The sequence below is a fragment of the Lactobacillus sp. ESL0680 genome (assembly GCF_029392855.1).
Taxonomy (GTDB): Bacteria; Bacillota; Bacilli; order Lactobacillales; family Lactobacillaceae; genus Lactobacillus.
Genome location: NZ_CP113945.1, coordinates 254,699 through 279,382 on the forward strand (window position 1 = coordinate 254,699; position 24,684 = coordinate 279,382).

The window sequence follows — 24,684 nt, forward strand, 5'->3', positions numbered from 1 at the left end:
GAAATGAGATATAAAAATGATTCACAGCATAAAGCAAGAGTTCTATAAGCAAGAACATAAAAAAATTACGTGGTTTGTGCCAGTAATCCTTTTAGTATTAATGATAATGGCTGCTTACACATTAGGTTATGGTGAATCTAAACGCTTATTGATGACTTGCTATGATGCACCAGACTGGATAATGTTTATTTTGGTAATTAGTGGAGCAACAATGTTTTCCATGGAATTTCAAAACAATGCAATTCTTACGATATTGTATAAAGCTTCTAAAAAATGGGATATTTATTTAGCTAAATATATTGTGGTTATTATTGATGATTGCTTTTTACATGTGTTGGCAATTATTTTTACGATTTTTTTGAAGACAGTAACGTTTGGTGCAACAATATCTTGGACTGCTGTTTATGAATATCAGCAGCCAATTTGGCTAAATATGATTAATACAATGTTGATCGATTTGTTAACAACGATGTTGATTATCAGCTTGGTATTCTTGCTGTCATGCTTAATTGCTAACAATGCAGTTGTGATTACGGTTAGTTTTTTAGTTGTATTTTTAGGACAGGTAGTTTCAGATAATTTATTAAATTTAGGCAAGTTTGTTAGCGTGCTTAAATGGAATCCGTTAAATATGGTGAGCTTGACGCGGCAATATTACAATTTTGCAATGTATTATTCGACTACTCATCTTGCAAATATTCAATTGATGTTAGGCACGTTAATCTACTCACTGATATTTTTTATACTTGGTTATCTGATTTTTAGAAAAAGAAAGTTTTAGATAGATTAATTTTAGTAGAAAGAGACAATATGGTTAGAGTATTTCGTTGGTTAACATGGCTTAGTTGGTTTATCACGATTGGCTTACTTGTCATTGCAAAAGTTGAGCACAAATTACGTGCGGCATTACCGCTGATAGCTCATAATACCCCGCATGGTGTTTTGGGTTGGACGTTGGCGATCGCGTTATTATTAACGTGCATTTATCAGTTTATCAAGCTGATTTTTGGTCAATCAAAGGAATAAAATTTTTAATTAATATTCGGTTAATCAGCCGGTTTCGAAATAATCGTGATCCAAAAAGGTGGTAGTAAGAATTACCGCCTTTTTGCTTTGCTCTGGATAATGACTAAATAGAAACAATAAATAATATTTTGGGTAAATAATTAACTATTTAAGAGGTAAAAGCGAATATTAGCTTTAAAAATCAACTTACTTTTAGTAAATTACGAATTTTTGCTAGAAAAAGATAGTTGTACTGTAGCACAATTTATCTTAAAATTAGGGAGGAAAATAAACAGGTAATACAAGATATAGTGGTGCGAACTTATGGATGATAACAAATTCGTTGAAGTAAAAAATCTCAGGAAGGTCTACGACAATGGGCATGAAGCCATTAAAGACGTTAGCTTTTCTGTTAAGAGAGGAGATTTAGTTTGTCTTTTAGGGCCATCAGGCTGTGGTAAAACAACTATTTTGAATATATTGGCAGGGCTGCTTAGTCCGTCTGCTGGTGATATTTTGTTTGGTGGAAAGTCGGTAGTAGAGACTGCACCAAAGGATCGGCATATTGGCTATGTTTTTCAGAACTATGCCTTATATCCGCACATGACGGTTTTGCAAAACGTGATGTTTCCATTAGTGGTTGGTAAACATAAGAAGTCCAAGAAGGAAGCCGAGCAGATTGCGCGTAAGTATATGGGACTAACGCAGATCACTGACTTAGCTGAGCAAAAGCCGGGTAACTTGTCAGGTGGGCAGCAGCAACGGGTAGCAATTGCGCGGGCATTGGTGCAGGAGCCGCAGATTTTGTTAATGGATGAGCCTTTATCCAACCTTGATGCCCGTTTGCGGCTGAAGATTCGTGAAGAAATTCGTTCATTGGTTAAGTCAGTAGGAATTACGACCTTATTTGTTACTCACGATCAGGAAGAAGCTTTGTCAATTGGCGATAAGATTATTCTCTTCAATGATGGTCTTATCCAGCAAGATGATTTGGGACAGAATTTTTATTTGGAACCAAATAATTATTTTGTGGCTAATTTTGTCGGTAATCCCGTGATTGATAATTTTAAGGTTACAAAAACTGCTGATGAACTGCGGGCGAGCGATTTTACAATTAAACTGGCAGACCTAGATCAATCGCGGTTTAAGCGTGAGATGCCAGATGGTGAGTATACGTTATCGGTGCGTCCGGAAAATATTGTCCCTCAAGAAGATGGAATTATAACAACGCAGGTTGATGATGTTGAGTTGATTGGTCGTGAGCGGATTTTGAAATTTACTCATGATGATGTTCAAGTGCGGTCATTGGTGAATTTGGAATCGCCATTAAAGCGCGGCGACCAGATTAAACTGGGGCTGAGGCTCGATCGAATTTTTCTCTTTACCCCTGAAGGAGAGCGCGTGTACTAATGAAGACAAATCAAAAAAAGGCGTGGTTGTTCTTAGCGCCGACAATTATTTTTGTAACCTTATTCAGTATTTATCCGATTTTGCGAGCCTTTGGTATGAGCCTGCAAAAAGGTTCATTGATTGACTTGTCTTGGGCTGAATTTAGTAATTATCAGTATCTTTTTCATGATCCTGAATTTTGGTTGGCTATTAAGAATACTATTTTGTACGCTGTCATTTCTGTACCGGTAGGCTTGGCGATTTCAATCATGTTGGCGTGGATTATTTTTAGCAAAGTTAAGCACAAAGCGTTCTTTGAAACGACCTTCTTTATGCCGTATGTAACCTCAACGATTGCGATTGGGATTGTGTTTCGTTATATCTTCAACGGCGACTACGGGATGCTGAACTTTATTCTGCGCAGTCTGCATTTGCCCGCACCCAATTGGATTGATGATCCAGCAATGTCATTAACGACGATTATTATCTTTGGCATTTGGACATCACTAGCCTTTAACATTGTTATTTTGATGGGGGCATTGCGCAATATTGACCCAAATTTCTACACAATTGCGGAGATGTACGGGGCCAGCGGCAAGGATAAGTTCTGGCGGATTACAATGCCGGAGTTAGTACCGACAATTGCCTTCTTGTTAACGATGAATGTGATTGGTGCCTTTAAAATTTATACTTCGGTTTACGCCTTATTCAATGGTCAAGCCGGGGTTGGTAATTCCGCGACGACTGCAGTGTTCTATATTTATAACAAGTTCCAGATTGTTGGTACACCCGGTGTAGCGATGGCGGCGACAGTTATCTTGTTTTTAATTATTCTGCTAGCAACTTTTTTGCAGCGCAAAATGATGAAGAAGATTGGAGAAAATTAAATGAAAAAACTACGTTTAGGTGTTTTATTCAGCTATCTTATTTTGTTCATCTTCGCAGTCATCACGGTTTTTCCGTTTGTTTATATGCTTTTAGGCGGATTAATGAGTTTTCAAGAGACGACCTCAATTCCGCCGACACTCATTCCGCACCATTTTGAATGGAGCAATTATGCTAAGGTTTTCGCACAAGCTCCCTTTGCGCGGTACTTTTTCAATACGATATTAACTGCCAGTATTACAACAATTGTCAGTTTGTTCAACTCACTATTAGGTGCCTTTGCGATGGTTAATCTGCACTTTAAGGGCAAGGGAGTTGTGCAGATGGTGCTGCTATCGTTATTAATGGTGCCAGGAGAAGCAATTATTTTTACCAATTACAACACGATTGCTCATCTGGGACTGCTTAATACCTACATTGGGTTGGTGCTGCCGTTTTTGACGTCAATTTTTTATATGTATTACCTGCAGAGTTATTTTGGTTCAATTTCGGACACAATTTATAAAGCGGCGATGATCGATGGCGCTAGTGATTGGGAGTACATTTGGAAGATTTTGGTGCCCATGTCCAAGGGCGGTCTGTTTACTGTGGGCTTACTTAGTTTTATTTCTGGCTGGAACTCATTCTTGTGGCCGTTATTAGTAACTAATGAAGACACGATGCGGCTGCTTAATAATGGGTTAGCCACGTTTGCTTCGGATGCTGGGAGTGAAACCCAACTTCAATTAGCGGCGGCAACGTTGACAGTTTTGCCCATTTTGATTTTGTACTTTATTTTTAGAAAACAGATTATCCAAGGAGTTGTGCGCAATGACCTTAAAGGATAGAACAACAATTACTTTTTATAATGGACTGACGACAATTGGCGGGCCGATGATTGAGGTTGCTTATCATAAGTCGCACGTGCTGTTTGACCTAGGTGAAGTTTATCGACCTGAGTTAAACTTGCCGGATGAAAGTTTTGCGACGTTAATTAAAAACCAATTAATTGGGGATGTTCCTAATTTTTATGATCCACAATTGACAGGCAAGGCAATCGATCACGAACGTTTTGAATATGCGGCTGCTTACATGTCGCACCTTCATCTTGACCACAGTAAGGCAATGAACTTTTTGGCACCAGAGATACCACTTTATGCGGGACCGATTACTGCTAAAATGCTGCCTGCGCTCAATGAACGGGGAGATTTTCTATTGCCAGCTGCAGGACATGCGGCTAATTATACTAGGCCGATTATTGTGGCTGAATATCGTCAGCCAATTAAGGTCGGTGAGATTACCCTTGAAGTGTGGCCAAGCGATCACGATGCCTATGGAGCAACTGGCTTAATTGTTACAACGCCAGATAAGAAAATCGCTTATACGGGCGACATTCGGCTGCATGGTTATCATCCCGACTGGGTGCACCAATTTTTAGCAACTGCTAAGGGCAGTGATGTGTTAATCATTGAAGGCACCGGTGTCTCATGGCCAGAAGAACATCATGACCAAAGTAGTGAGGAGTTTACTGGTCCGAAAAATGAGCAGGAATTGACGGAGCAGATAGTAAAGCTGCAAGAAGCTAATCCTAATCGCCAGATGACTTTTAATACTTATCTGACAAATGTCGAGCGTCTGTTAAGAATTATCAGCGACTCGCCACGGCAAGTTGTCTTGCATGCGGCGCGGGCACATTTGCTCAAAGAAAGTTTAAATAAGGATTATCCGTATTATTACTTGCCGCAAGATAAAAGGTTTGCTGACTTAAAACCTGAATTGGCGGTTCCTTATCAGGAATTGCTGGCAGACAAGAGCAAATATCTGTGGCAGGCAGTAGCTGATTTTGACAAGCTGCAGGAGGGTGGTATCTATCTTCATTCTAATGCTGAACCGTTAGGGGAATTTGATCCGGCATATCGCCCATTCGTCCAGCAGTTTGCCGCAAAGCAGATTGAGTTCAAGTCGTTGCGCTGCTCGGGTCATGCCGATGTTAAAGAGCTCAAAGAAATTATTGGCGAGGTTCAGCCAGCAATACTAATCCCGGTACACACATTGCATCCGGAACTGGAGAAGAACCCATTTGGTGAGCGGATTTTACCTAAGCGTAAGCAAATAATTACGCTTTAGTGAATCAAAAATTGTTGTTTAGTTTTTGTTTTTAGGAGGTTTACCTAATGAAGTTTAGTAAAAAGCTTGCTGCGGCTTTGGCCACGGGATTAATTTTGCTGGGGACGGCTGCGTGTTCTAATGGCGGGTCTTCATCGTCAGGTACGAGTGCTGATAAAATCCCAACTAAAATTACCAAGAAGACGACTGTTGTCTTTTGGAATGGGATGACCGGTGTGCAACAGGAAACGCTGAAGAAGTTGACCCAGAAGTTTGAGCAAAAGAACCCAAATATTACGGTTAAATTGGAAAATCAAGGGGCATACAATGATTTGCAGGCAAAAATCAATTCGACCCTGCAGTCGCCGAATAATTTGCCAACGATTACCCAAGCTTACCCTGATTGGCTCTATACCGCATCAAAGAATAAGTTGCTGGTTGACCTAAAGCCATACATTAATAATCAGAATGTTGGCTGGGGCAGTGCTGCTGCTTCAAAGATTAAACCGGCATTACTTACGGGCGCGCAAATTGGCGGTGTGCAATACGGGATTCCGTTTAATAAGTCAATTGAAACTCTGACTTACAATGCCGATATGTTTAAGAAGTACGGTATTGAAAAGGCACCGGCAACAATGGCTGAACTCAAGCAGGACGCACAAATTATTTATACCAAGAGTCACCACCAGGTTGTTGGTGCTGGCTTTGATTCCTTATCTAACTATTATGTTTTAGGGATGAAGAATGAGGGCGTTGATTTTTCAAGCAAGATTGACTTCAATGGTGCTACGTCTAAGAAGGTTATCAATTATTATGCCGATGGTATCAAGGCTGGTTACTTTGAAATTGCCGGCTCAGAACATTACTTATCAGGTCCTTTTGCCAATCGTAAAGTAGCAATGTATATCGGGACTTCTGCTGGTGAAGGCTTTGTTAAAAAGGGTGTCGGCAATCGGTTTACTTATGATGTGGCACCGCGTCCTGGTAAATACACAATGCAGCAGGGAACAGATATTTACATGTTCAAACATGCGACTGCTGAACAAAAAGCAGCTGCCTTTATGTACATTAAGTTCTTAGTTTCCAAGAGTAGTCAGCTAGAATGGGCTAATGCGACTGGTTATATCCCAGTTAACCAAGAAGTTGTTGATTCTAAGGAATACAAGGCTAACAAGAAGATTAAGCTGCCAGCTAAATTAGAAGATGCAATGAAGAACCTGTACAGTGTGCCAGTTGTTAAGAATGCTGGTGCTGCTTATAGTGAGCTCAATCCGATTATGCAAAATATTCTGTCTGCAGCGCAAAAGAAGCAGGCAGTTGATAATGCAATCAAGTCTGGCAAGTCAAAATTTAATGCTGCATGGCAACAATAAAAACTGAATAACAAATTACGCTAATTAAAAATGTCTGTCCTATGTGGGGCAGGCATTTTTTGATATATTAAAGCGAGGAACTATTGATGTTTATATGTTTAGCGACTACAATAATTTAAGTAATTTATTGTGAGGTATTAATAATGAAAATCAGCAAAAAAATTATCATATTGCTTGGCACGGTAATACTAGCTGGACCTGCTATGTTGGCAAGTCAGCCAGCCCAAGTTCAAGCTTCGACTAACCAAACTAATTTAAAAATCAATCATTCGCGTGTTTATAATAAATATGGTCAAAAGCTATTGTCTTATCGTGGTAAAAGCTCTTTGATTACTGCTAAGTCAATTAATGTGGCTAGTCAAGCAGTACCAACAACAGATCCACGGTCTAAGAATTATTCTTTTCATGATGAGAATTGGGATTGGTATTACCTACCATATAAAATGATTAATGGAAAAACATATTATAGTATTGGTCATGGCGGTTATATTAAAGCAGCCAATGTGACAAAGATCAATGGTCAGTCACTTTTGGCAAATCAAGCTTCAATTAAGCTGACTGAGAAGATGTTTGATGATAAAAAAGCCAATACAATTAGGGTATATGACGCAGATTTAGGCAAAAAAATCTCGAAACATTTTACACCAGGTCAAAAGGTAGTTGTAGATGCTGTAACAGATGGTAGTGATATAGACTATCAAGTTGACGAGGGCTATTCAACTATGTATCGCATTAAGGGGAGTAATCAATTCTTAGATGAAGATTATGATGATGGTGAAGTTTTAACTACAGTTTATAGTAAAAAAGATTTGCAATTACTGCCATGCAGTACGCATATGGCTGTTCTGACAACTAAAGACACCAATTATTATACATACAAGGGCAAAGTAGCTACTCAGAGTGTAATTCCTAATTCGAACTTGGTTATTGTTCCTGATAATACACCAAATTCAGTTGTTCAGGGAATTACTGTCAAGAAGGGCAGAATTGAATATGCAACTAAGGCATTTTATTTGCGTGAACCTGGGCAAACTGAACCTGAATTATTTTATCAAGTTGAGTCTATAGTAAGGGATGGCAGCTATGCGCTTCTTAAAGCAACTGATATTAAGTATATCTATGGTATTAAATTGGCCCCGCTCAATACTAAAGAAGATGCATTGGCTGATAAGCCTCTAGCTTCAACTACTAAACGTGCGGAGTTAAAGCAATTACTGGATCAAGCTCCAGAAATTAGGGCTAGTGAAAAATATCGTTATTCTAGTAATGGTAGCAGTTCATACGAGTATTATTTTAAAAAAGCTCAAATTGCCTATGATTCATTAATTAGTACAGATGCTGAGGTTCAGCAAGCTATCACGGATCTTAAAGCAGCTGTTACCGGACTTAATAGTGGTCAGAGAATAAAAGTTAAGGATATTAATCATTTAACTGCTAAGGAAGCCAAAGCGATTATTCCTTTAGCTAACAGTGATCTTGAAACTAAGTATCCTAAGGAAACAAATCATTATTATAATGCCCGGTTTAATAAAGATAATACTGAGTTAGATGTATATTTATCAGATTATACGGTTAAACCAGCTGTCACTACTAAGGTAGGCAAGCTGAACATTGCAGATTATGTAGAAGTAGAAAAATAAAATATTTTAAGACTGATTGTTTCAACTCGCAATCAGTCTTTTTTTATTCATAAAATTAGAACAAACTGGTAACTTTTAAATTTTATTCGATAAAAATACGAACTTTAACTATAATTAAATATAATATTTTTACAAAAGCCGAATTTTTGGCGAAAATTTAGTTGTAATTTTACAGAGCTTGCTATACAATTAACAAGAATTATTAATTGGTATTTTATTGCAGATTAAAAGCAATTATTTTTGGAGGAAAATCTAAAATGAAATTCGGGAAAAAGCTTGCAACACTTGCAGTGGCAGGCTTGGCTTTAATGGGAACTGCTGCTTGTTCAAAGAGCAATTCGTCAACTTCAACTAACACTAAAATTCCTAAAGTAACTAAGAAAACTACGGTTGTTTTTTGGCACGGAATGCAAGGTGCACAGGAAAACACTTTGAAGAGCTTAACCAAGGAATTTGAGAAGAAGAATCCTAACATTACGGTTAAGTTGGAAGAGCAAGGCGCTTATAACGACTTACAATCTAAGATTAATTCGACCTTGCAATCACCAAAGGACCTGCCGACAATTACTCAGGCTTATCCTGATTGGCTCGAAAGTGCTGCTAAGAACAAGATGTTGGTTAATCTGACACCATACGTTAATAACAAGGACGTTGGTTGGGGCAGTCAACAAGAAAGTGGTATTAAGTCCGATTTGCTTGATGGTGCTAAGATTAATGGCACCCAATACGGGATTCCGTTTAACAAGTCAATCGAAATTTTGATTTATAATCCAGCAATGCTGAAGCAATACGGAATTAAGAAAGTTCCAACCACGATGGCGGAACTTAAGCAGGCTGCCCAAACAATCTACCAAAAGAGCAACCATAAGGTAGTTGGTGCTGGCTTTGATGCTTTGGACAACTATTACGTATTAGGGATGAAGAATGCTGGGCAAAACTTCTCCAGCAAGATTGATTTTGCTGGAAATGATTCTAAGAAGATCATCAATTACTTTGCCGATGGTGAAAAAGCCGGTTACTTTAGAATGCCGGGTTCAGACAAGTACCTCTACATTCCGTTTACTAACAAGAAGTTGGCAATGATGGTTACTTCTTCATCAACTGAAACTTGGATTAAGCAGGCAGCCAAGAAAGGCTTTACCTATGATGTTGCTGCACGTCCGAGCAAATACACAATGCAGCAAGGAACCGATATTTACATGTTTAACCACGCAACAGCTATGCAAAAGTCAGCAGCCTTCATGTATATGAAGTTCTTGGCTTCGGAATCAAGTCAAGCTAAGTGGGCTAAAGAAACTGGCTATATTCCAGTTAATGAGAATGTGGCTAAGACTAAGAGTTACAAGGCTAACAAGTCTCTGAAATTGCCAGCCAAGTTAGAGAATGTTTTGCAGACTAATACGATGTACAGTGTGCCGGTAATTAAAGATTCCGGTGCAACTTACAGTCAATTGCCAGCAATTATGCAATCAATCTTGTCAGCTGCACAAAAGAAGCAGAATGTTAACAATGCGATTAACACAGGCAAGACAAAATTTGACGCTGCATGGAAGCAATAATTAGGTAAATTATTTTATAAAAAAACAGGCCGTTGGGTCTGTTTTTTATTTATTGTTTTTTGCTTGAATGGTAAGATAAATAAAGCATAGGATTGATCGTTTTTGTGGTCAATTAGATTAAAGAGCTAGGGGTGAACGCGGTGATTAGAGAACAATCTTTTCCTGTAGATACCGAATATAAGTGGTATGACATCAGTAATTTGAGTGAGGAAGACAGCAACAGGCTGCAGGATGATTTTAATTTCACTCCTGATATGATTTCTTATATTTCTGACCGCCACGAACGTCCGCACTATGACTATGATACGCATACGCAAATTCACTTGTTGGTTTATGATGTGCCTATTTGGCCGACCAAGTCGATTAAGCATTTTACGTCGCACCCAATTACTTTTTTAGTCTCTGGTGAAAATATTTTTACATTCCATACGGAATCAACCAGTTATGTCTTTGATGAATTTAACGATCAGCCGATGCGGCGCAAATTGGCACAAGCTCAAGATGTAACAGAACTATTGATGAAGTTTCTGCTATTTTCATCGCAGTACTTCCAGCGGGCAATCACGCAATTAGATGTTGAGCGCAATAGTTTGGACCAAAAGTTGTCCGACGACATTGATAATCATGACTTAGTGGAATTATCAAATATTGAAAAAAGTTTAGTTTATTTGTCTAGCTCAATTCAGACAGATTTAATGATGCTTCATAGTTTAAAATTATCAAAATTAGACTTTACCAAATATGCGCGTGAGCGGTTGGATGATGTTTTAATTGAATCTAATCAGGCTGCAGAAATGGTGAAGATTTCGCAGCAGGTAACGGCAACTTTGTCAGCGACTTCCAATAATATGATGAATAATAACCTGAACGACACGATGAAATTCCTGACGGTATGGTCACTAGTTCTGACGATTCCGACAATTTTGACCGGTTTTTACGGCATGAATGTCAGCTTGCCGGTAGGACACAAACCATCTGACTGGATTGCAATTACCGTTTTTGCCATTGTTTTGATGGTGTGGTTAATTATTTTAATGAAACGACATCATTTCTTCTAAATTGAGGCTAATTTATGAAAAATAAAATTGTGGTTGGTTCATTAATTGCGGCGCTTTTGTCATTTATGCTTTATTCAGCCAACTTGAAGCGGGTTGAAAATACCAGCGTGCATATTGTCAGTCCGCAAAATAAAGTAGTTAAAAAAGGTGCTGCTGCGAAAAAAGGCCATGAGCCGAGCGTTGCCGAGGTTGAGTACACCGCAGATGTTAAGGTTGAATCCGGCAGCGACAAGGATTGGGCCCAGCAGATTGAACAGGTGATGGGCAAAGACAAAAGTTATCAAGTCTGTGTGCAGGACTTAAATTCGCACAAGTTTGCCCGGGTTAATAATACGGTTAAGGCACATGGCGTGACTGCCAGCAGCCGGCTATATTTATTAGCCGCGATTTACTACCAGGAGCAGCATGGTAAGTTAACTTCACGCACGGCAATTAAAATCAAAAAGGCTGATCGCGTTAAGGGTGAACAAATGTTAAAACCCGGCTATGCTTATGGCATTGCTTACTTGAAGCAGGCAATGATGCATGGCAATAAGACTGCTGCTAATGCCTTGTTGCGCAAAGTTGGTCCAAATAAAGTTAATGAAATTATTGACCAAATGGGCGCGACTAAGACTAAGGTTGGCAGTAAGTTTACTGCTGATCCAGTAAGCATGACGACGGCAACTGACTTAGCTAATGTAACGAGTAATTTATACCAGAATAGAACTCTTAGTCGGCAATATGCGAATTTAGCTTTAGGCGCGCTCAATCTAACCAGGTCTAAGTCGCAGCTCGTTCACGGACTTCATGGTCAAATATACACGGTTTCTGATAGCAAGTCAGCAGTGGCAATTGTCCAAAATGGCGCTCATGCATATTGCATGAGTGTTTGGTGCAGTGATGATGCGGCTTTTGCCAATTTGGGACAGACCATTAATCGCTTTTTTAAATAATAATGAAGACAAGCCTTATGTTAGTAAGGCTTTTTTGTTTAATTGAAAATAATTTACAGCTTGTAGATTGTAATCTTCACATTGTAGTGTTATATTATTCATCGTGCTAGTAGAGGAGGCGTGGAATGGTTCAAAAAAGGAGCCTTGACTTAAGTAAAGTGATTGCGAAGGCAACCGAAATGATTGCGCAGAAAGGTCTTTCGAAAATGACCCTGCCCAATTTGGCTAAGGAGCTAGGTGTGCGGTCGCAATCGCTTTACCACTATGTTTCGGGACGCAAGCAGTTGTTGTCGCTTGTCGGTGCCAGTCGAATTAAATTACTGGGTAAACGGTTAGTAGAAAATTTAATTGGCTTGTCAGGTGTTGATGCGCTGCTTAAATTTGCGGATATTGTGCGTGATTTTATTTTGCATGATCCCGCACTGCTTAGTATTTTGTATCATTTAAACGAATACCAGCAGGATGATGCGATTAGTCAAGAAATTATGAATATTATTGCCTTGGCTGAAAAATTAAACTTGCGTCATGATAGTAAGGTATCACTTCACGCTTTAATTGGTGCAGTTCTTGGTTATGTCTTCTTGGATGTTTCATCATCATTTACCGATGAAACTGACGAAGAGGCCGATCAAGGTTACCATAAATTACTGCTGCAGCTGGTTCAGCCAAAGCAGGCTTTAAACAATTAGAAAGGAAAAAGTAGAGTGCAAAAACTACTAAAAAACCATGTCTTTTCATTAATTGCATGGGTTTTAATTTTAATTATTTCTGTGATTGCTTTACCCGATATTACCGGGTTAACACGTGAGCACTCAAATGTTTCTCTCCCGCAAAATGTCCAAAGCGAGGTAGCTCAATCAATTCAAAACGATTGGGGACCTAAGCAAAAGAACACTTATCAAATTGCGGTTGTGTTTAATAAGGATAAGGGCAAGATAACAGATGATGATAAGGTGGCCATCAACCAAACGATTGACGACCTTAAGAGTCATCAGGATAAGTATGGCATTAAGCAAGTCCTAGGGCCTGAAGATAATATTGCCACCAAGAAGAAGCTGGAATCAAAAGACGGCACAACTTGGATTATGCAGGTTAACGTTGCTAAAAAGCACGCGCCAATTAATGATGTGGAAACGCAATTAACTAGTGCGGTCAAAACCGCGGGCGTGAAGACTTATGTAACAGGCGCGGATGTTTTACAAAATGCTTTTACTAATTCAATTCAAGAGGGCATTAAGAAGACTGAGTTAATTACGGTTATCTTTATCTTTATTGTCCTAGTAATTGTCTTTAAGTCACCGATTGTGCCGCTGATTTCATTATTAACAGTTGGGGTATCGTTCATTACGGCCTTTTCAATTGTGACTAACTTGGTGGCGCACTACAATTTCCCATTTTCAAACTTTACGCAGGTCTTCATGATTATCGTGCTGTTTGGGATTGGAACCGACTATAATATCCTGCTGTATGATAAGTTTAAGGAAGACCTCGGCATGGGGATGGATCGCTACAAGGCGATGAAGAATGCCCTGAAGGTTGCCGGCAAGACAATCTTGTATTCCGGGTCTTCGATTTTAATTGGTTTTACTGCTTTAAGTTTAGCGAAGTTTTCAATTTACCAATCAGCTGTCGGTGTTGCCGTTGGGGTCGCCGTCTTGCTGGTTGTCCTATTAACGCTGAACCCATTCTTTATGGCTGTTTTGGGTGAAAAAATGTTCTGGCCGGTTAAGAAATTTACTGGCGAACATGAGGATAAATTATGGCACGGAATTTCTAAGGGAACCTTGGCCCATCCAATTGTTTACTTAATAATCTTGGCCGTTGTAGTAACGCCATTTGCGCTGTTTTACTCAGGTCATTTAAATTATGATGATACTGATGAAATTGCTGATAGTGTCCCAGCTAAGGCAGGACTGCAGGTTGTGGAGAAGCACTTCTCTAAGGGAATGGCTGAGCCGACCACACTCTACATCAAGAGCAATCATCGCCTTGACAATGAGGCAGACCTGAAATTGATTGACCAATTAACAAAACAACTGCAGGCTTCCAAGGACGTATCCTTTGTGACCTCAGTTACCCAGCCTTATGGTGAAAGCATCCAGCAGCTGTACGTTAACAACCAATTGGACACGGTTAATAACGGTGTTGATCAAGCACGCAGCGGCTTAAACAAGTTAAGTAAAGCCAGCAAGAAAGTAACGTTAGGTGCTAATCAATTAGCTAACGGAACCGATCAATTGCAAAATGGTGCCAGCACCCTGCAGGGCGGTTCTAGCAAGCTGCAGAGCGGCAGTCAGCAATTAGCATCAGGGTTAAACCAGTTGAATTCGCAACTAGCATCTAGTTCACAGTCTATGGCTAGTCAGCAGCAGAGTATCAAGACGAACCTTGAACAAAGCTATCAAGAGAACTTGACTAGCAATGTGGCTAAAATTCCGGGTCTGTCACCAAGACAACGGTTAGCAGTTATGCAGGCTGCAGGTGCGGCTCTTGCCAAATCATGGTCCACTGCTTCGGCAAGCATGCCAGATACTAGTAGTCAAATGGGTCAATTACAATCAGGTGTTGGCAGTTTAGCGTCTGCTTCTAACCAATTAAGTTCAGGAGCAGCTAGTCTTAATAGTGGCATTGGCCAATTAAATTCAAGTACAGGTCAATTGAGCTCAGGAGCCGGTAAATTAGCAACCAGCACGCCAAAGATTACTTCAGGCGTTGATACTGTTAATAGCGGTTTAGGTCAAGGAGCATCATACTTAACCGGCCTAGCAAGTTCTTCTGCAGCTGATACTTTCTATATTCCAACTGAATTTATCAAGTCGGATATGTTCCAAGATTCGGTTAAGGTCTACTTAAGTCCGAATAAGAAGTCCGCAATGTTAATGATGGTCTTTAATTCTAATCCAAGTAGTACCAAGGCAACTGGTGAAGTTGAAGAACTCAGTCAAATGGCTAAAAAGTCACTTCAAGGGACCCGCTTAGAAAAGGCGACAGTTGCCATGGGTGGTGAAAGCTCCAAGATTGCTGATATTAAGCAGGTTGCTAACGGCGACTTTATTAGAACTGCAGCTATCATGCTCATTGGTATCGGCATTGCTTTGATTTTTGTTACCAGATCATTATTGCAGCCGCTGTATATTCTGGGAACACTGCTGCTTGCTTACTTCTGCTCATTATCAATTAGTGAGTGGCTGGTCAAGGCATTGCTGGGTAATAGTATGCTGACGTGGAATACACCATTCTTTAGTTTCATTATGCTGATTGCTTTAGGTGTTGACTACAGTATCTTCTTAATGACGCGTTATCGCGAAATTGAGGGCGGCAAGCCAAGTGAGCGTATTTTGAAGGCCTGCGGTATTATCGGCACCGTTGTTATTTCGGCAGCGATTATTCTTGGTGGTACGTTTGCAGCGTTAATTCCGTCTGGCATACCAACCTTGATTGAGGTGGCACTGGCCGTAATTATCGGTTTAATTATTCTGGTCTTTATTATGCCAATTACTTTATCAGCAGCAGTTAAGCTGACTTATGAGGGTTTGCATTGGGGCCGCAAGAATAAGCGCATCAAAAAATAATTAATCAAAATAAGATTGAATAACTCAACTTTGAGCTGTTCAATCTTTTTTTATTGGCTAAAACTAATAATTTTGGTTGTAAACTAATAATTTTGTTTTATTATTAACTTAAAAGTAACTATTAAAAATAAGGAGTGTAGTTTATGACTACTTGTCCAAACTGCGGCAAAGCAATCACTGATGACGATCAGCTGTGCCCGAATTGTCACTTTAATTTGCAAAAATATCGGCAGACGTTCTTTACAGATAGGCGTGAGGAGGTAAAGTATGAAGACGAAAAGATGGGTAAGAAAATCGCCAGCCGCGAGGCTTACCGCCAGGAGTTTTATCCTGATAAGCAAAATTCAACGATTAAAAAGATGTTGGAATGGATTCGAGTTAACAGTATGATTGTGTTTTTAGTGGGGATTGTGCTGTTAATTATCATGAGCTTTTCGCGGGGCTTAGGCTGGATTAGCTTTTTCTTGCTGCTGTTCTGGCTATACTTTGTTTGTTCACGTCAAAATGAGATTGAACGCTATACCGTTGACCGCCGGTTAACAGAAAAGGTTAACCAGCTTGGTTCGAATATGTTTAATAAGGTTGAGGACCATAGTCAAAAGGTGCGCTCTTATACCAAAACAAAGTCTGACGGTCCAGATGAAGTTGAAGAAGAAACGGTCACTGTCAAAAAGCATTTTAACTATATTCAGCTATCAGTGGTAATGACGTCTTTGATTAGTTTAATAGTTTTGTTTACGGGGTCTGGGGCTTCGGTTTCTGATATTACTTACACGGGCAAGATGTCGATTACCCGTGTTGCCTTGAGCTTGGCGGGACAATTATTTGCTTCAAGTTCAACGCTTTTGCAGGGTGTGCTTTTGTGTGTAATTTGGCTATTGTTAATAATCTTTCCGATAATGATTATGTATCAAGCCCTGCAAAATACGAAAAAGGGTAAGTGGCTGACCTTCATCCTTTCTTTATTAGAAACGGCGTTCTTAATTTACTTAGTCTTTAGATTATCAAGCAGTACTCGGGCTAATACAGGAATTCTGCACAGTCTGACCAGTCAATTGGTGTTGTATGCCGTGTCAATTGGTGCTTCAACGTACTTTTTGATTTTGGCAAGTTTAATGACAACTGGGCTTGCAGGTTTTGACTTATTTAGAAAACATTCTTAAAAAAGAGCAACAAAAAAATGCTGGGCATGAAGCTCAGCATTTTTTATGTTAGTTAAATTTATTTATGAGGAACATCGATTACGAGGTGTTCGTTAACAAAGGCCATCATGCCTAAGTCACTTAATTCACGGCCGTAACCAGAGTTCTTAACGCCGCCGAATGGTAATTCGCCTGAAGTAATCCAGGTGCCGTTAATTACGGTCATCCCACTCTCAATTTGTGCAGCCAATTCTTGTGCGTGGGCAATATCAGAACTGATGATTGATGAACCTAAGCCGTAACTTGAATCGTTGGCTAAGGCGATAGCTTCGTCTTCATCTTCAACTTGGTAAACCATCGCAACTGGACCGAACATTTCTTCGTCAAATGCTGGGTTCTTCTTGTCAATGTCGGTCAGGATTACTGGTCTAAAGAACGCACCGTCGGATTCGATTTCTGGATATTGGTAGAAGACTTTAGCACCAGCATCAACTGCTGCTTCAACTTGCTTAACTAACTTATCTCTTGAACCAGCTGAATTCATTGGCGGCAAGGTAGTTGCGTCATCCATTGGATCGCCAGGCTTCAAGTTAGAAAAGACGTTCTTTAATTCGTGTAAAACTTCTTCGTAGCGGGATTTAACAACAATAATTCGCTTGGATGAGGTACATACTTGTCCGCCGTTATAAGTTCTAGCTCTGCATAGAGTTTCTTTCAAAACAGCTGGATCAGCATCATCCAAAATGATGAATGGATCGTTACCACCAAGTTCCATGGTTGACTTCTTCAAGTTTTTACCGGCATTAGCGGCAACTGAAGCACCACCACGCTCAGAACCAGTTAGAGCAACACCAGAAATTCGTGGGTCAGCAATAATACTGTCTAATTGGTCATAAGTTGGGTAAAGGTTGATGAAACTGCCTTCAGGAGCGCCGCCTTCTTTAACAATCTTGGCAGCTAAAGCAGCAGAACCAGGAACATTGTGGGCATGCTTCAATAACATAGGGTTACCAACGATAAAGTTAGGAGCAAAGACCCGGATAATTTGGTAAAGTGGGAAGTTCCATGGCTCGCAGGCCATAATAACGCCAGTAGCTTGCTTTAAGTAGTAAGCGTGACCGAGTTTAGATTCAACTGGTTGCGGCTTCAGCATTTCTGGGCCTTTTTCAGCGTAGTATTCACAGATTGAAATACAAAGTTCAACTTCTTCTTTTGACTCGTGGAGCATTTTACCCATTTCAAGGGTCATCATTTCAGCCATTTCGTCTTCATGCTTACGCAAGCTGTCTGCAACTTGGTGCAGAACCGTGGCGCGGCTTTCAGGACTTTCGTGTTGCCACTTCTTGTATAACGAATGGGCAAGATTAATTGCTTCGTCAATTTGGGTAGCTGTTGGGTTGTCGTATTCGGCAAACTTTTCATTGGTGTATGGGTTGATTGATTGATATTTAGCCATATTGTTACCTCTTTTTAAAATCATTCTTAAAACATAATAGATGTTTCAAGATACATTATAAAGCGTTATCAATTTTATTTAAATTGAACGAACTGGCCTTTACAAATAATTAATGTGCTTACAAAAAAACCGCGAAAAATTAAGATTTTCGCGGTCTCTTGGTAGTTTGTTAGTTACATCATTTGCATTAAATAGGCAAGTGAAGCATCAATGTATTCATTGGCATAGGCCATTGCGTGCTTTTGACCTGGTAGAACGGTGAGCTCTGAACCACGGTCTTGGTCAGCTAAGTCTTGAATGAAATCTAAGACGTACTTCAATGGGGATAATTCATCGGCCGAATTAATTAACCATAGGTGGCCTAAGTTGCTGTAGTCGTAAGATTTGGCATCCAATTTTTCAAAAGTAGCCGCATCGTTTGAACCAGCATAGGCTAAACCGAAGTATTTGTAAAATGCATCGTTAATTTCCTTAGAGTCGGTTAAGCCAAGTTCGCCGCGGGCGTCGATTGAGGCCTTGGTATTTTCGTGTTCTTTCATCCAAGCGGAGTAATTGACTGGTGCTGACCAAGTGACTGTTGGGAAGCCGTACTTTCCAGCAATGTATAAGGCCATCACGCCGCCGGAACTAGCGCCGATTTGGGTAATGCCCTTGGTATCTGTTCCGGTATAGTCGGAATTAAGCAGCCATTCGACGAACTTAACGGTATCATCATGTGCTGCTGGGAAGGTATTGGTTGGTGCTAAACGATAATTGGGCACAAAGACAGTGAATCCCTTCTGCGTCATTTTGAGGCATAGGTCCTTAACGTCACCCTTGTCCCCGCGAATCCAGCCGCCGCCGTGCCAAAAGATTAGGACTTTAGTGGTTTTTGAGGCTTCGTCTGGTAAGTAAATATCAGCTGCCAAGTTGTGCTCTTCATCATAAATAATATCATTCTTAATTTTAGCCATATATTAAACCTCCAATATAACTATTTTTAGTGTCTCTTCTATATTAAGATAAATTTGTGCTTTTGGGTAAAAGAATTTGGTGATTAATCTTGTGATATTGAAGTTTCTGTTCCCCACCAGTTAGGAATTAGCTCTGCCAGAGTAATTGTTTGCCTTGCTGCATAATCTACCATAAATTCGGTATCCTTGTTTCGTGGGTCTAATTGCATTAGAAATTCGCGGCAGGCGCCGCAGGGCATACCGGAACTGCCGCCATAAGGCGGGCGGTCGCGAAAGGCGATAATGCGCTTAATATGAGTTTGACCAGTAGCCACATACATGTTTAAAGCGGCGACACGTTCGGCGCATAGGTTTAAGACGCCCGAGCAGCTTTCAATGCACACACCGACAAATATTTGACCGTCTTCTGCTTCTAGGGCACAAACAACACTGCGAGCGTAAACAAAGGGTGAAACGTCGCCAGGACTGTATTCCTTGGCTGCGGTTTTATATAATTGGTTCCAGATATCCATTTTGACCTCCTTTTAGTGTTGATAATTTTAAATTATTTTAATTATTATCCCGAATTAACCTAAAAAGCAATCATCGGTCGTGAAATTTTGGTAAAATTGACCTTAACATGGAGGAATATTATGCACTTGTCACCAAAAGCTAGTCGCCGGTTAATTAATATTTTGACCGTTGTTAGCGGGATTATTATTATCTTACTGTGTATCTATTGGTATCGTCTAGGGATTTTTACTAGTCAGGCGAAGATGCGCGCATATTTGGCCAATAAAAAAGTTATTGGGCCGATTATATTTGTGTTAATTCAGACAACGCAGGTTGTGTTTCCAATTATTCCCGGTGGTGTCTCACTGCTTGGTGGGGTGGTGTTCTTTGGCCCCGTTGCCGGATTTATCTATAATTATATCGGCGTTTGCATTGGTTCAATCATTGATTTCTTTTTGGCGCGTTATTATGGGCGGCCGTTTATTTTGCATATTGTTTCTGAAAAGACACTGAATAAATATATGAAGTGGACGAAAAATCAGCGTAAGTTTAACTGGTTTTTTGCGATTTGTATTGTGGCGCCGATGGCACCAGACGATGTGTTATGTATGCTGGCGGGCTTAACCGATATGAAATTCTGGACCTACTTTTGGATAATCATTTTGGGCAAACCGTGGACAATTGCGGCGTACAGTTTCGCCTTAATGTTTGGGATGGACTGGTTGCTCAAACTTGTGGGCAGTAAATAATGGTCAGCCGTGTTTATTTGCGTTCATTTAATTTGGCAGATGCTCCGACAATTTTAAGGTGGGGGCAGGACGATTACTACTATAAATATGCGGGCTTTAGTCGCTACCAAAATTTGGCGCAGGCCGAAACTGCAGCAGGACAATATGCGACGCGTGACAATAGTTATGCAATTTGTCTAAAAGAAACGCAGCAGCTGATTGGACTGGTTGAATTATATGAGCGCGGGACAAATGAGCAAGATTTATTGCAGACTAAAGAAGTTGGTTTTCTATTAGATAAATCATTTTCTGGTCACGGCTATATGACCGAGGCCCTGCAGCTTGTCTTTGCCTATGCTTTTAATCAGCTTGACCAAACCGAAATTTGGGCCGGGACTTTTGTTCATAACCTCAAATCGCAAAAATTGCTGCAGAGGCTGGGCTTTAAGTACGTTTATTCTGTCGATTTAAGTAAAATAAGCCAACTTTTTTCCTATCAAGAAAAATACTATTTGCTTGTGAGGAAAGAATGGCTTAAAATAAATTCAAACACGGAATCTTAAGACTATTTCAGAGAATTCGCGGTTGGTGCGAGCGAATAAATGTCGTTTCCAGATTCTTTAATGTGGGTAATTAATAGTTACACGGGTCGCGGCACCGTTATCGCCAAATAATGAAGTGCAGTTATTTTGAATAATAACTGAAACTGGGTGGTACCGCGAAGCTATGTATGAGCCAATTCGTCCCAAGATGTAGGGATGAGTTGGCTCTTTTTTATGGAGGTAAACAATGCTAGATATTAAGGTGATTCGTGAGAATCTCGATTGGGCAAAGGATAAGCTTGCTACGCGTGGAATTAAGCCGGAGCAATTAGATGAATTGATTAAGATTGACCAAGAACGTCGTGAAAGCTTAAATGAAAGTGAACAATTGAAGGCTAAGCGTAACGATGTTTCTAAAAAAATCGCTGAAGCTAAGCGTAATAAGGAAGATGCCGCAGATGCAATTGCAGAAATGCGTGAAGTCGGCAGTGAAATTAAAGATTTAGATGATAAGGTTAATGAGTTAACTGATAAGCAAAATTATATTTTGTTGCGCTTGCCTAACTTTCCTGATGATTCTGACCCAGTTGGTCCTGACGAAAGTTACAACCAAGAGGTCCGTAAGTGGAGTGAACCAACAAAATTGAACTTTGAACCTAAAGCCCACTGGGATTTGGGGACAGACTTAGATATTTTGGACTGGGATCGTGGTGCCAAAGTTTCTGGCGCACGTTTTGTCTACTATAAAGGTGCTGGTGCCCTTTTAGAGCGGGCCGTGTTTAACTTTTTCTTAGATGAAAACACCAAGGCTGGTTATACAGAAATTATTCCACCATATTTGGTAAACGATGAATCAATGCAAGGAACCGGTCAATTCCCGAAATTCCGCGAGGACGTTTATACAATTGTGGATAATGATGACCCAGATAAGGAACTTGACTTAACCTTAATCCCAACTGCTGAAGTGCCACTAGTTAACTATTTCCGTGATGAAATTATCCATGAAGACAGATTGCCGATTAACGTGACGGCACTTTCCCCAGCTTTTAGAAGTGAGGCTGGTTCTGCTGGTCGTGATACACGCGGATTAATTAGAATGCACGAATTTAGAAAAGTTGAAATGGTTAAGGTATGTAAGCCTGAGGAATCATGGCATGAATTAGACAAGTTGACAGCAAACGCTGAACACTTGCTTCAAAAGTTAAACTTGCCATATCACGTTGTGGCATTGTCAACTGGGGATGCCAGCTTTACTAGTGCCAAGACTTACGATTTGGAAGTTTGGATGCCAGCACAAGATAAGTACCGTGAAATTTCTTCTTGTTCTAACTGTACTGACTTCCAGGCACGGCGTGCACAAATTCGTTACCGTGGCGAAGATGGTAAATTGCATTTAGCACATACATTGAATGGTTCAGGCTTAGCTGTTGGTCGAACAGTTGCCGCTATTTTGGAAAATTACCAAAATGAAGATGGTACAGTGACAGTTCCTGAAGCACTAGTGCCATATATGAACGGAATGACAAAAATTACTAAAGAACAAAGCTTAATTTAAGCGTTAAGAGGTCCATTTGGACCTCTTTTTTAATTATTTTGAAAAAAAGTGAAATTAATTTTATGCCGTTTTTCGACTGAAAATAGCTAGATTCCGAATATTTTTATTGGTATGTGGTATTAAAATTAGATAAATGCAGCTAAATGATATTAGCTTAAACTAATTAGACAGTAGTTTTAAGTAAATAGCGAACAAAGTACTAAGCTTGACGAAAGCAGCTAAAGAGGGTAAAGTATTACTTGCGCTTGAGAGAGCTGGTTAGCTTAATCAAGTGCAAAAATAAAAACTAAGCAAGAGGGCTTGACAAGAGCTCAAAGGTTTAGTAAGATAATAAACGCTGCTGAGGGAGTTGAAAACTTCTTCAACAGGGGGCAGAAAAAACTTCTTGACAAAAGAAAATACTTCTGTTAAAATAAAGAAGCACTGATGTAAGTTATTTACGTCAGTGGGTAGTACCTTGAAAACTGAACAATGTTTTCGCAAAGTGTGCGGGTGTAAGAACCCAAAACAAAAAAGCGAAGTCAATTTCGCAAGCAAATAAATCCGAGATGCAAATCTTGGAACGAATGAGCAAACATTCAAACAAACATTAAAAATGAGAGTTTGATCCTGGCTCAGGACGAACGCTGGCGGCGTGCCTAATACATGCAAGTCGAGCGAGCAATTTTAACAGAATACCTTCGGGTAGGAAGCTAAAAGCGCGAGCGGCGGATGGGTGAGTAACACGTGGGTAACCTGCCCTCTAGATTGGGATACCATTTGGAAACAGATGCTAATACCGAATAAGAAGTAAGATCACATGATCTAGCTATGAAAGGCGGCTTTCGAGCTGTCACTAGAGGATGGACCCGCGGTGCATTAGCTAGTTGGTAAGGTAACGGCTTACCAAGGCAATGATGCATAGCCGAGTTGAGAGACTGAACGGCCACATTGGGACTGAGACACGGCCCAAACTCCTACGGGAGGCAGCAGTAGGGAATCTTCCACAATGGACGAAAGTCTGATGGAGCAACGCCGCGTGAGTGAAGAAGGTTTTCGGATCGTAAAGCTCTGTTGTTGGTGAAGAAGGATAGATAGAGTAACTGCTATTTATTTGACGGTAATCAACCAGAAAGTCACGGCTAACTACGTGCCAGCAGCCGCGGTAATACGTAGGTGGCAAGCGTTGTCCGGATTTATTGGGCGTAAAGCGAACGCAGGCGGGAAGACAAGTCAGATGTGAAAGCCCTCGGCTCAACCGGGGAATTGCATCTGAAACTGCCTTTCTTGAGTGCAGAAGAGGAGAGTGGAACTCCATGTGTAGCGGTGGAATGCGTAGATATATGGAAGAACACCAGTGGCGAAGGCGGCTCTCTGGTCTGTAACTGACGCTGAGGTTCGAAAGCATGGGTAGCGAACAGGATTAGATACCCTGGTAGTCCATGCCGTAAACGATGAGTGCTAAGTGTTGGGAGGTTTCCGCCTCTCAGTGCTGCAGCTAACGCATTAAGCACTCCGCCTGGGGAGTACGACCGCAAGGTTAAAACTCAAAGGAATTGACGGGGGCCCGCACAAGCGGTGGAGCATGTGGTTTAATTCGAAGCAACGCGAAGAACCTTACCAGGTCTTGACATCTAGTGCAATTCATAGAGATATGAAGTTCTCTTCGGAGACACTAAGACAGGTGGTGCATGGCTGTCGTCAGCTCGTGTCGTGAGATGTTGGGTTAAGTCCCGCAACGAGCGCAACCCTTATTATTAGTTGCCAGCATTAAGTTGGGCACTCTAATGAGACTGCCGGTGACAAACCGGAGGAAGGTGGGGACGACGTCAAGTCATCATGCCCCTTATGACCTGGGCTACACACGTGCTACAATGGTTAGTACAACGAGGAGCGAACCTGTGAAGGCAAGCGAATCTCTTAAAGCTAATCTCAGTTCGGATTGCACTCTGCAACTCGAGTGCATGAAGCTGGAATCGCTAGTAATCGCGGATCAGAACGCCGCGGTGAATACGTTCCCGGGCCTTGTACACACCGCCCGTCACACCATGAGAGTCTGTAATACCCAAAGCCGGTAGGATAACCCTTCGGGGAGTCAGCCGTCTAAGGTAGGACAGATGATTAGGGTGAAGTCGTAACAAGGTAGCCGTAGGAGAACCTGCGGCTGGATCACCTCCTTTCTAAGGAAGAGCGAATAGGTGGAGAGTAGAAATACTAGAGGAAGCCTAGGAGCAACGGAAGCACACGGAGCGAGAACATTGTTTAGTTTTGAGGGTAGTACCTCAAAAGAGTTAGTACATTGAAAACTGAATATAATCCAAGAAAAAACCGAGACA

20 protein-coding genes and 1 rRNA gene are annotated in these 24,684 nt (G+C 40.6%); 18 read left to right on the forward strand and 3 right to left on the reverse strand.

Annotation, left to right across the window (positions count from 1 at the left end):
- Positions 1–16: 16 nt before the first annotated feature.
- From OZX58_RS01265 to OZX58_RS01330, 14 genes are all read left to right on the forward strand, one after another.
- The gene (locus tag OZX58_RS01265) at positions 17–781 is read left to right on the forward strand and encodes an ABC transporter permease subunit (protein ID WP_277141166.1); all 765 of its coding nucleotides are present in this window, start codon (positions 17–19) and stop codon (positions 779–781) included.
- 29 nt (positions 782–810) lie between these two features.
- Complete coding sequence (locus OZX58_RS01270; protein WP_277141167.1) at positions 811–1,026, forward strand: hypothetical protein; 216 nt, start codon at positions 811–813, stop codon at positions 1,024–1,026.
- Between the two features lie 303 nt (positions 1,027–1,329).
- The gene (locus OZX58_RS01275; RefSeq protein ID WP_277141168.1) at positions 1,330–2,415 is read left to right on the forward strand and encodes an ABC transporter ATP-binding protein; all 1,086 of its coding nucleotides are present in this window, start codon (positions 1,330–1,332) and stop codon (positions 2,413–2,415) included.
- Positions 2,415–3,281: a sugar ABC transporter permease gene (locus tag OZX58_RS01280; protein ID WP_277141169.1), complete on the forward strand. Its 867-nt coding sequence runs from the start codon at positions 2,415–2,417 to the stop codon at positions 3,279–3,281. The genes OZX58_RS01275 and OZX58_RS01280 overlap by 1 nt, the downstream gene beginning before the upstream one ends.
- Entirely contained in the window at positions 3,282–4,106 is an 825-nt protein-coding gene (locus tag OZX58_RS01285) for a carbohydrate ABC transporter permease (RefSeq protein WP_277141170.1), read from the forward strand.
- Complete coding sequence (locus tag OZX58_RS01290; RefSeq protein ID WP_277141171.1) at positions 4,090–5,385, forward strand: MBL fold metallo-hydrolase; 1,296 nt, start codon at positions 4,090–4,092, stop codon at positions 5,383–5,385. Before OZX58_RS01285 ends, OZX58_RS01290 begins: the two co-directional genes overlap by 17 nt.
- 47 nt (positions 5,386–5,432) lie before the next feature.
- Positions 5,433–6,737 carry an extracellular solute-binding protein gene (locus OZX58_RS01295; protein ID WP_277141172.1) on the forward strand — a complete coding sequence of 435 codons (1,305 nt, stop codon included), beginning with the start codon at positions 5,433–5,435 and terminating at the stop codon, positions 6,735–6,737.
- 143 nt (positions 6,738–6,880) lie between these two features.
- Complete coding sequence (locus OZX58_RS01300) at positions 6,881–8,377, forward strand: hypothetical protein (RefSeq protein WP_277141173.1); 1,497 nt, start codon at positions 6,881–6,883, stop codon at positions 8,375–8,377.
- 257 nt (positions 8,378–8,634) lie between these two features.
- A complete protein-coding gene (locus OZX58_RS01305; RefSeq protein WP_277141174.1) occupies positions 8,635–9,936 on the forward strand; it encodes an extracellular solute-binding protein in 1,302 nt (433 codons plus the stop codon).
- Positions 9,937–10,076: 140 nt separating this feature from the next.
- Complete coding sequence (locus OZX58_RS01310) at positions 10,077–10,994, forward strand: magnesium transporter CorA family protein (protein WP_277130727.1); 918 nt, start codon at positions 10,077–10,079, stop codon at positions 10,992–10,994.
- Between the two features lie 14 nt (positions 10,995–11,008).
- Positions 11,009–11,929 (forward strand): serine hydrolase, encoded by a 921-nt coding sequence (locus OZX58_RS01315; protein ID WP_277141175.1) that lies wholly within the window; start codon positions 11,009–11,011, stop codon positions 11,927–11,929.
- A 125-nt stretch (positions 11,930–12,054) separates the two neighbouring features.
- Positions 12,055–12,618, forward strand: coding sequence for a TetR/AcrR family transcriptional regulator (locus OZX58_RS01320; protein WP_277130723.1), 564 nt, complete (start codon positions 12,055–12,057; stop codon positions 12,616–12,618).
- Between the two features lie 15 nt (positions 12,619–12,633).
- Positions 12,634–15,501, forward strand: a complete 2,868-nt coding sequence (locus OZX58_RS01325) for an MMPL family transporter (RefSeq protein ID WP_277141176.1) — start codon at positions 12,634–12,636, stop codon at positions 15,499–15,501.
- Between the two features lie 143 nt (positions 15,502–15,644).
- Complete coding sequence (locus tag OZX58_RS01330; RefSeq protein ID WP_277141177.1) at positions 15,645–16,664, forward strand: zinc ribbon domain-containing protein; 1,020 nt, start codon at positions 15,645–15,647, stop codon at positions 16,662–16,664.
- 58 nt (positions 16,665–16,722) lie between these two features.
- Here the strand turns inward: OZX58_RS01330 and OZX58_RS01335 are convergent, their stop codons facing one another.
- From OZX58_RS01335 to OZX58_RS01345, 3 genes are all read right to left on the reverse strand, one after another.
- Positions 16,723–18,099: an NAD-dependent succinate-semialdehyde dehydrogenase gene (locus tag OZX58_RS01335; RefSeq protein ID WP_277141178.1), complete on the reverse strand. Its 1,377-nt coding sequence runs from the start codon at positions 18,097–18,099 to the stop codon at positions 16,723–16,725.
- A gap of 173 nt (positions 18,100–18,272) precedes the next feature.
- A complete protein-coding gene (locus tag OZX58_RS01340) occupies positions 18,273–19,052 on the reverse strand; it encodes an alpha/beta hydrolase (RefSeq protein WP_277141179.1) in 780 nt (259 codons plus the stop codon).
- 83 nt (positions 19,053–19,135) lie between these two features.
- Entirely contained in the window at positions 19,136–19,564 is a 429-nt protein-coding gene (locus OZX58_RS01345; protein WP_277141180.1) for a cytidine deaminase, read from the reverse strand.
- A 120-nt stretch (positions 19,565–19,684) separates the two neighbouring features.
- Between OZX58_RS01345 and OZX58_RS01350 the strand changes: the two genes are divergently transcribed.
- From OZX58_RS01350 to OZX58_RS01365, 4 genes are all read left to right on the forward strand, one after another.
- The gene (locus OZX58_RS01350) at positions 19,685–20,293 is read left to right on the forward strand and encodes a TVP38/TMEM64 family protein (RefSeq protein ID WP_277130714.1); all 609 of its coding nucleotides are present in this window, start codon (positions 19,685–19,687) and stop codon (positions 20,291–20,293) included.
- Positions 20,293–20,835, forward strand: a complete 543-nt coding sequence (locus OZX58_RS01355; RefSeq protein WP_277141181.1) for a GNAT family N-acetyltransferase — start codon at positions 20,293–20,295, stop codon at positions 20,833–20,835. The genes OZX58_RS01350 and OZX58_RS01355 overlap by 1 nt, the downstream gene beginning before the upstream one ends.
- 226 nt (positions 20,836–21,061) lie before the next feature.
- Positions 21,062–22,369: a serine--tRNA ligase gene (serS, locus tag OZX58_RS01360; protein ID WP_277141182.1), complete on the forward strand. Its 1,308-nt coding sequence runs from the start codon at positions 21,062–21,064 to the stop codon at positions 22,367–22,369.
- A 591-nt stretch (positions 22,370–22,960) separates the two neighbouring features.
- A 16S ribosomal RNA gene (locus tag OZX58_RS01365) occupies positions 22,961–24,528 on the forward strand.
- The last annotated feature ends 156 nt before the right edge of the window (positions 24,529–24,684 follow it).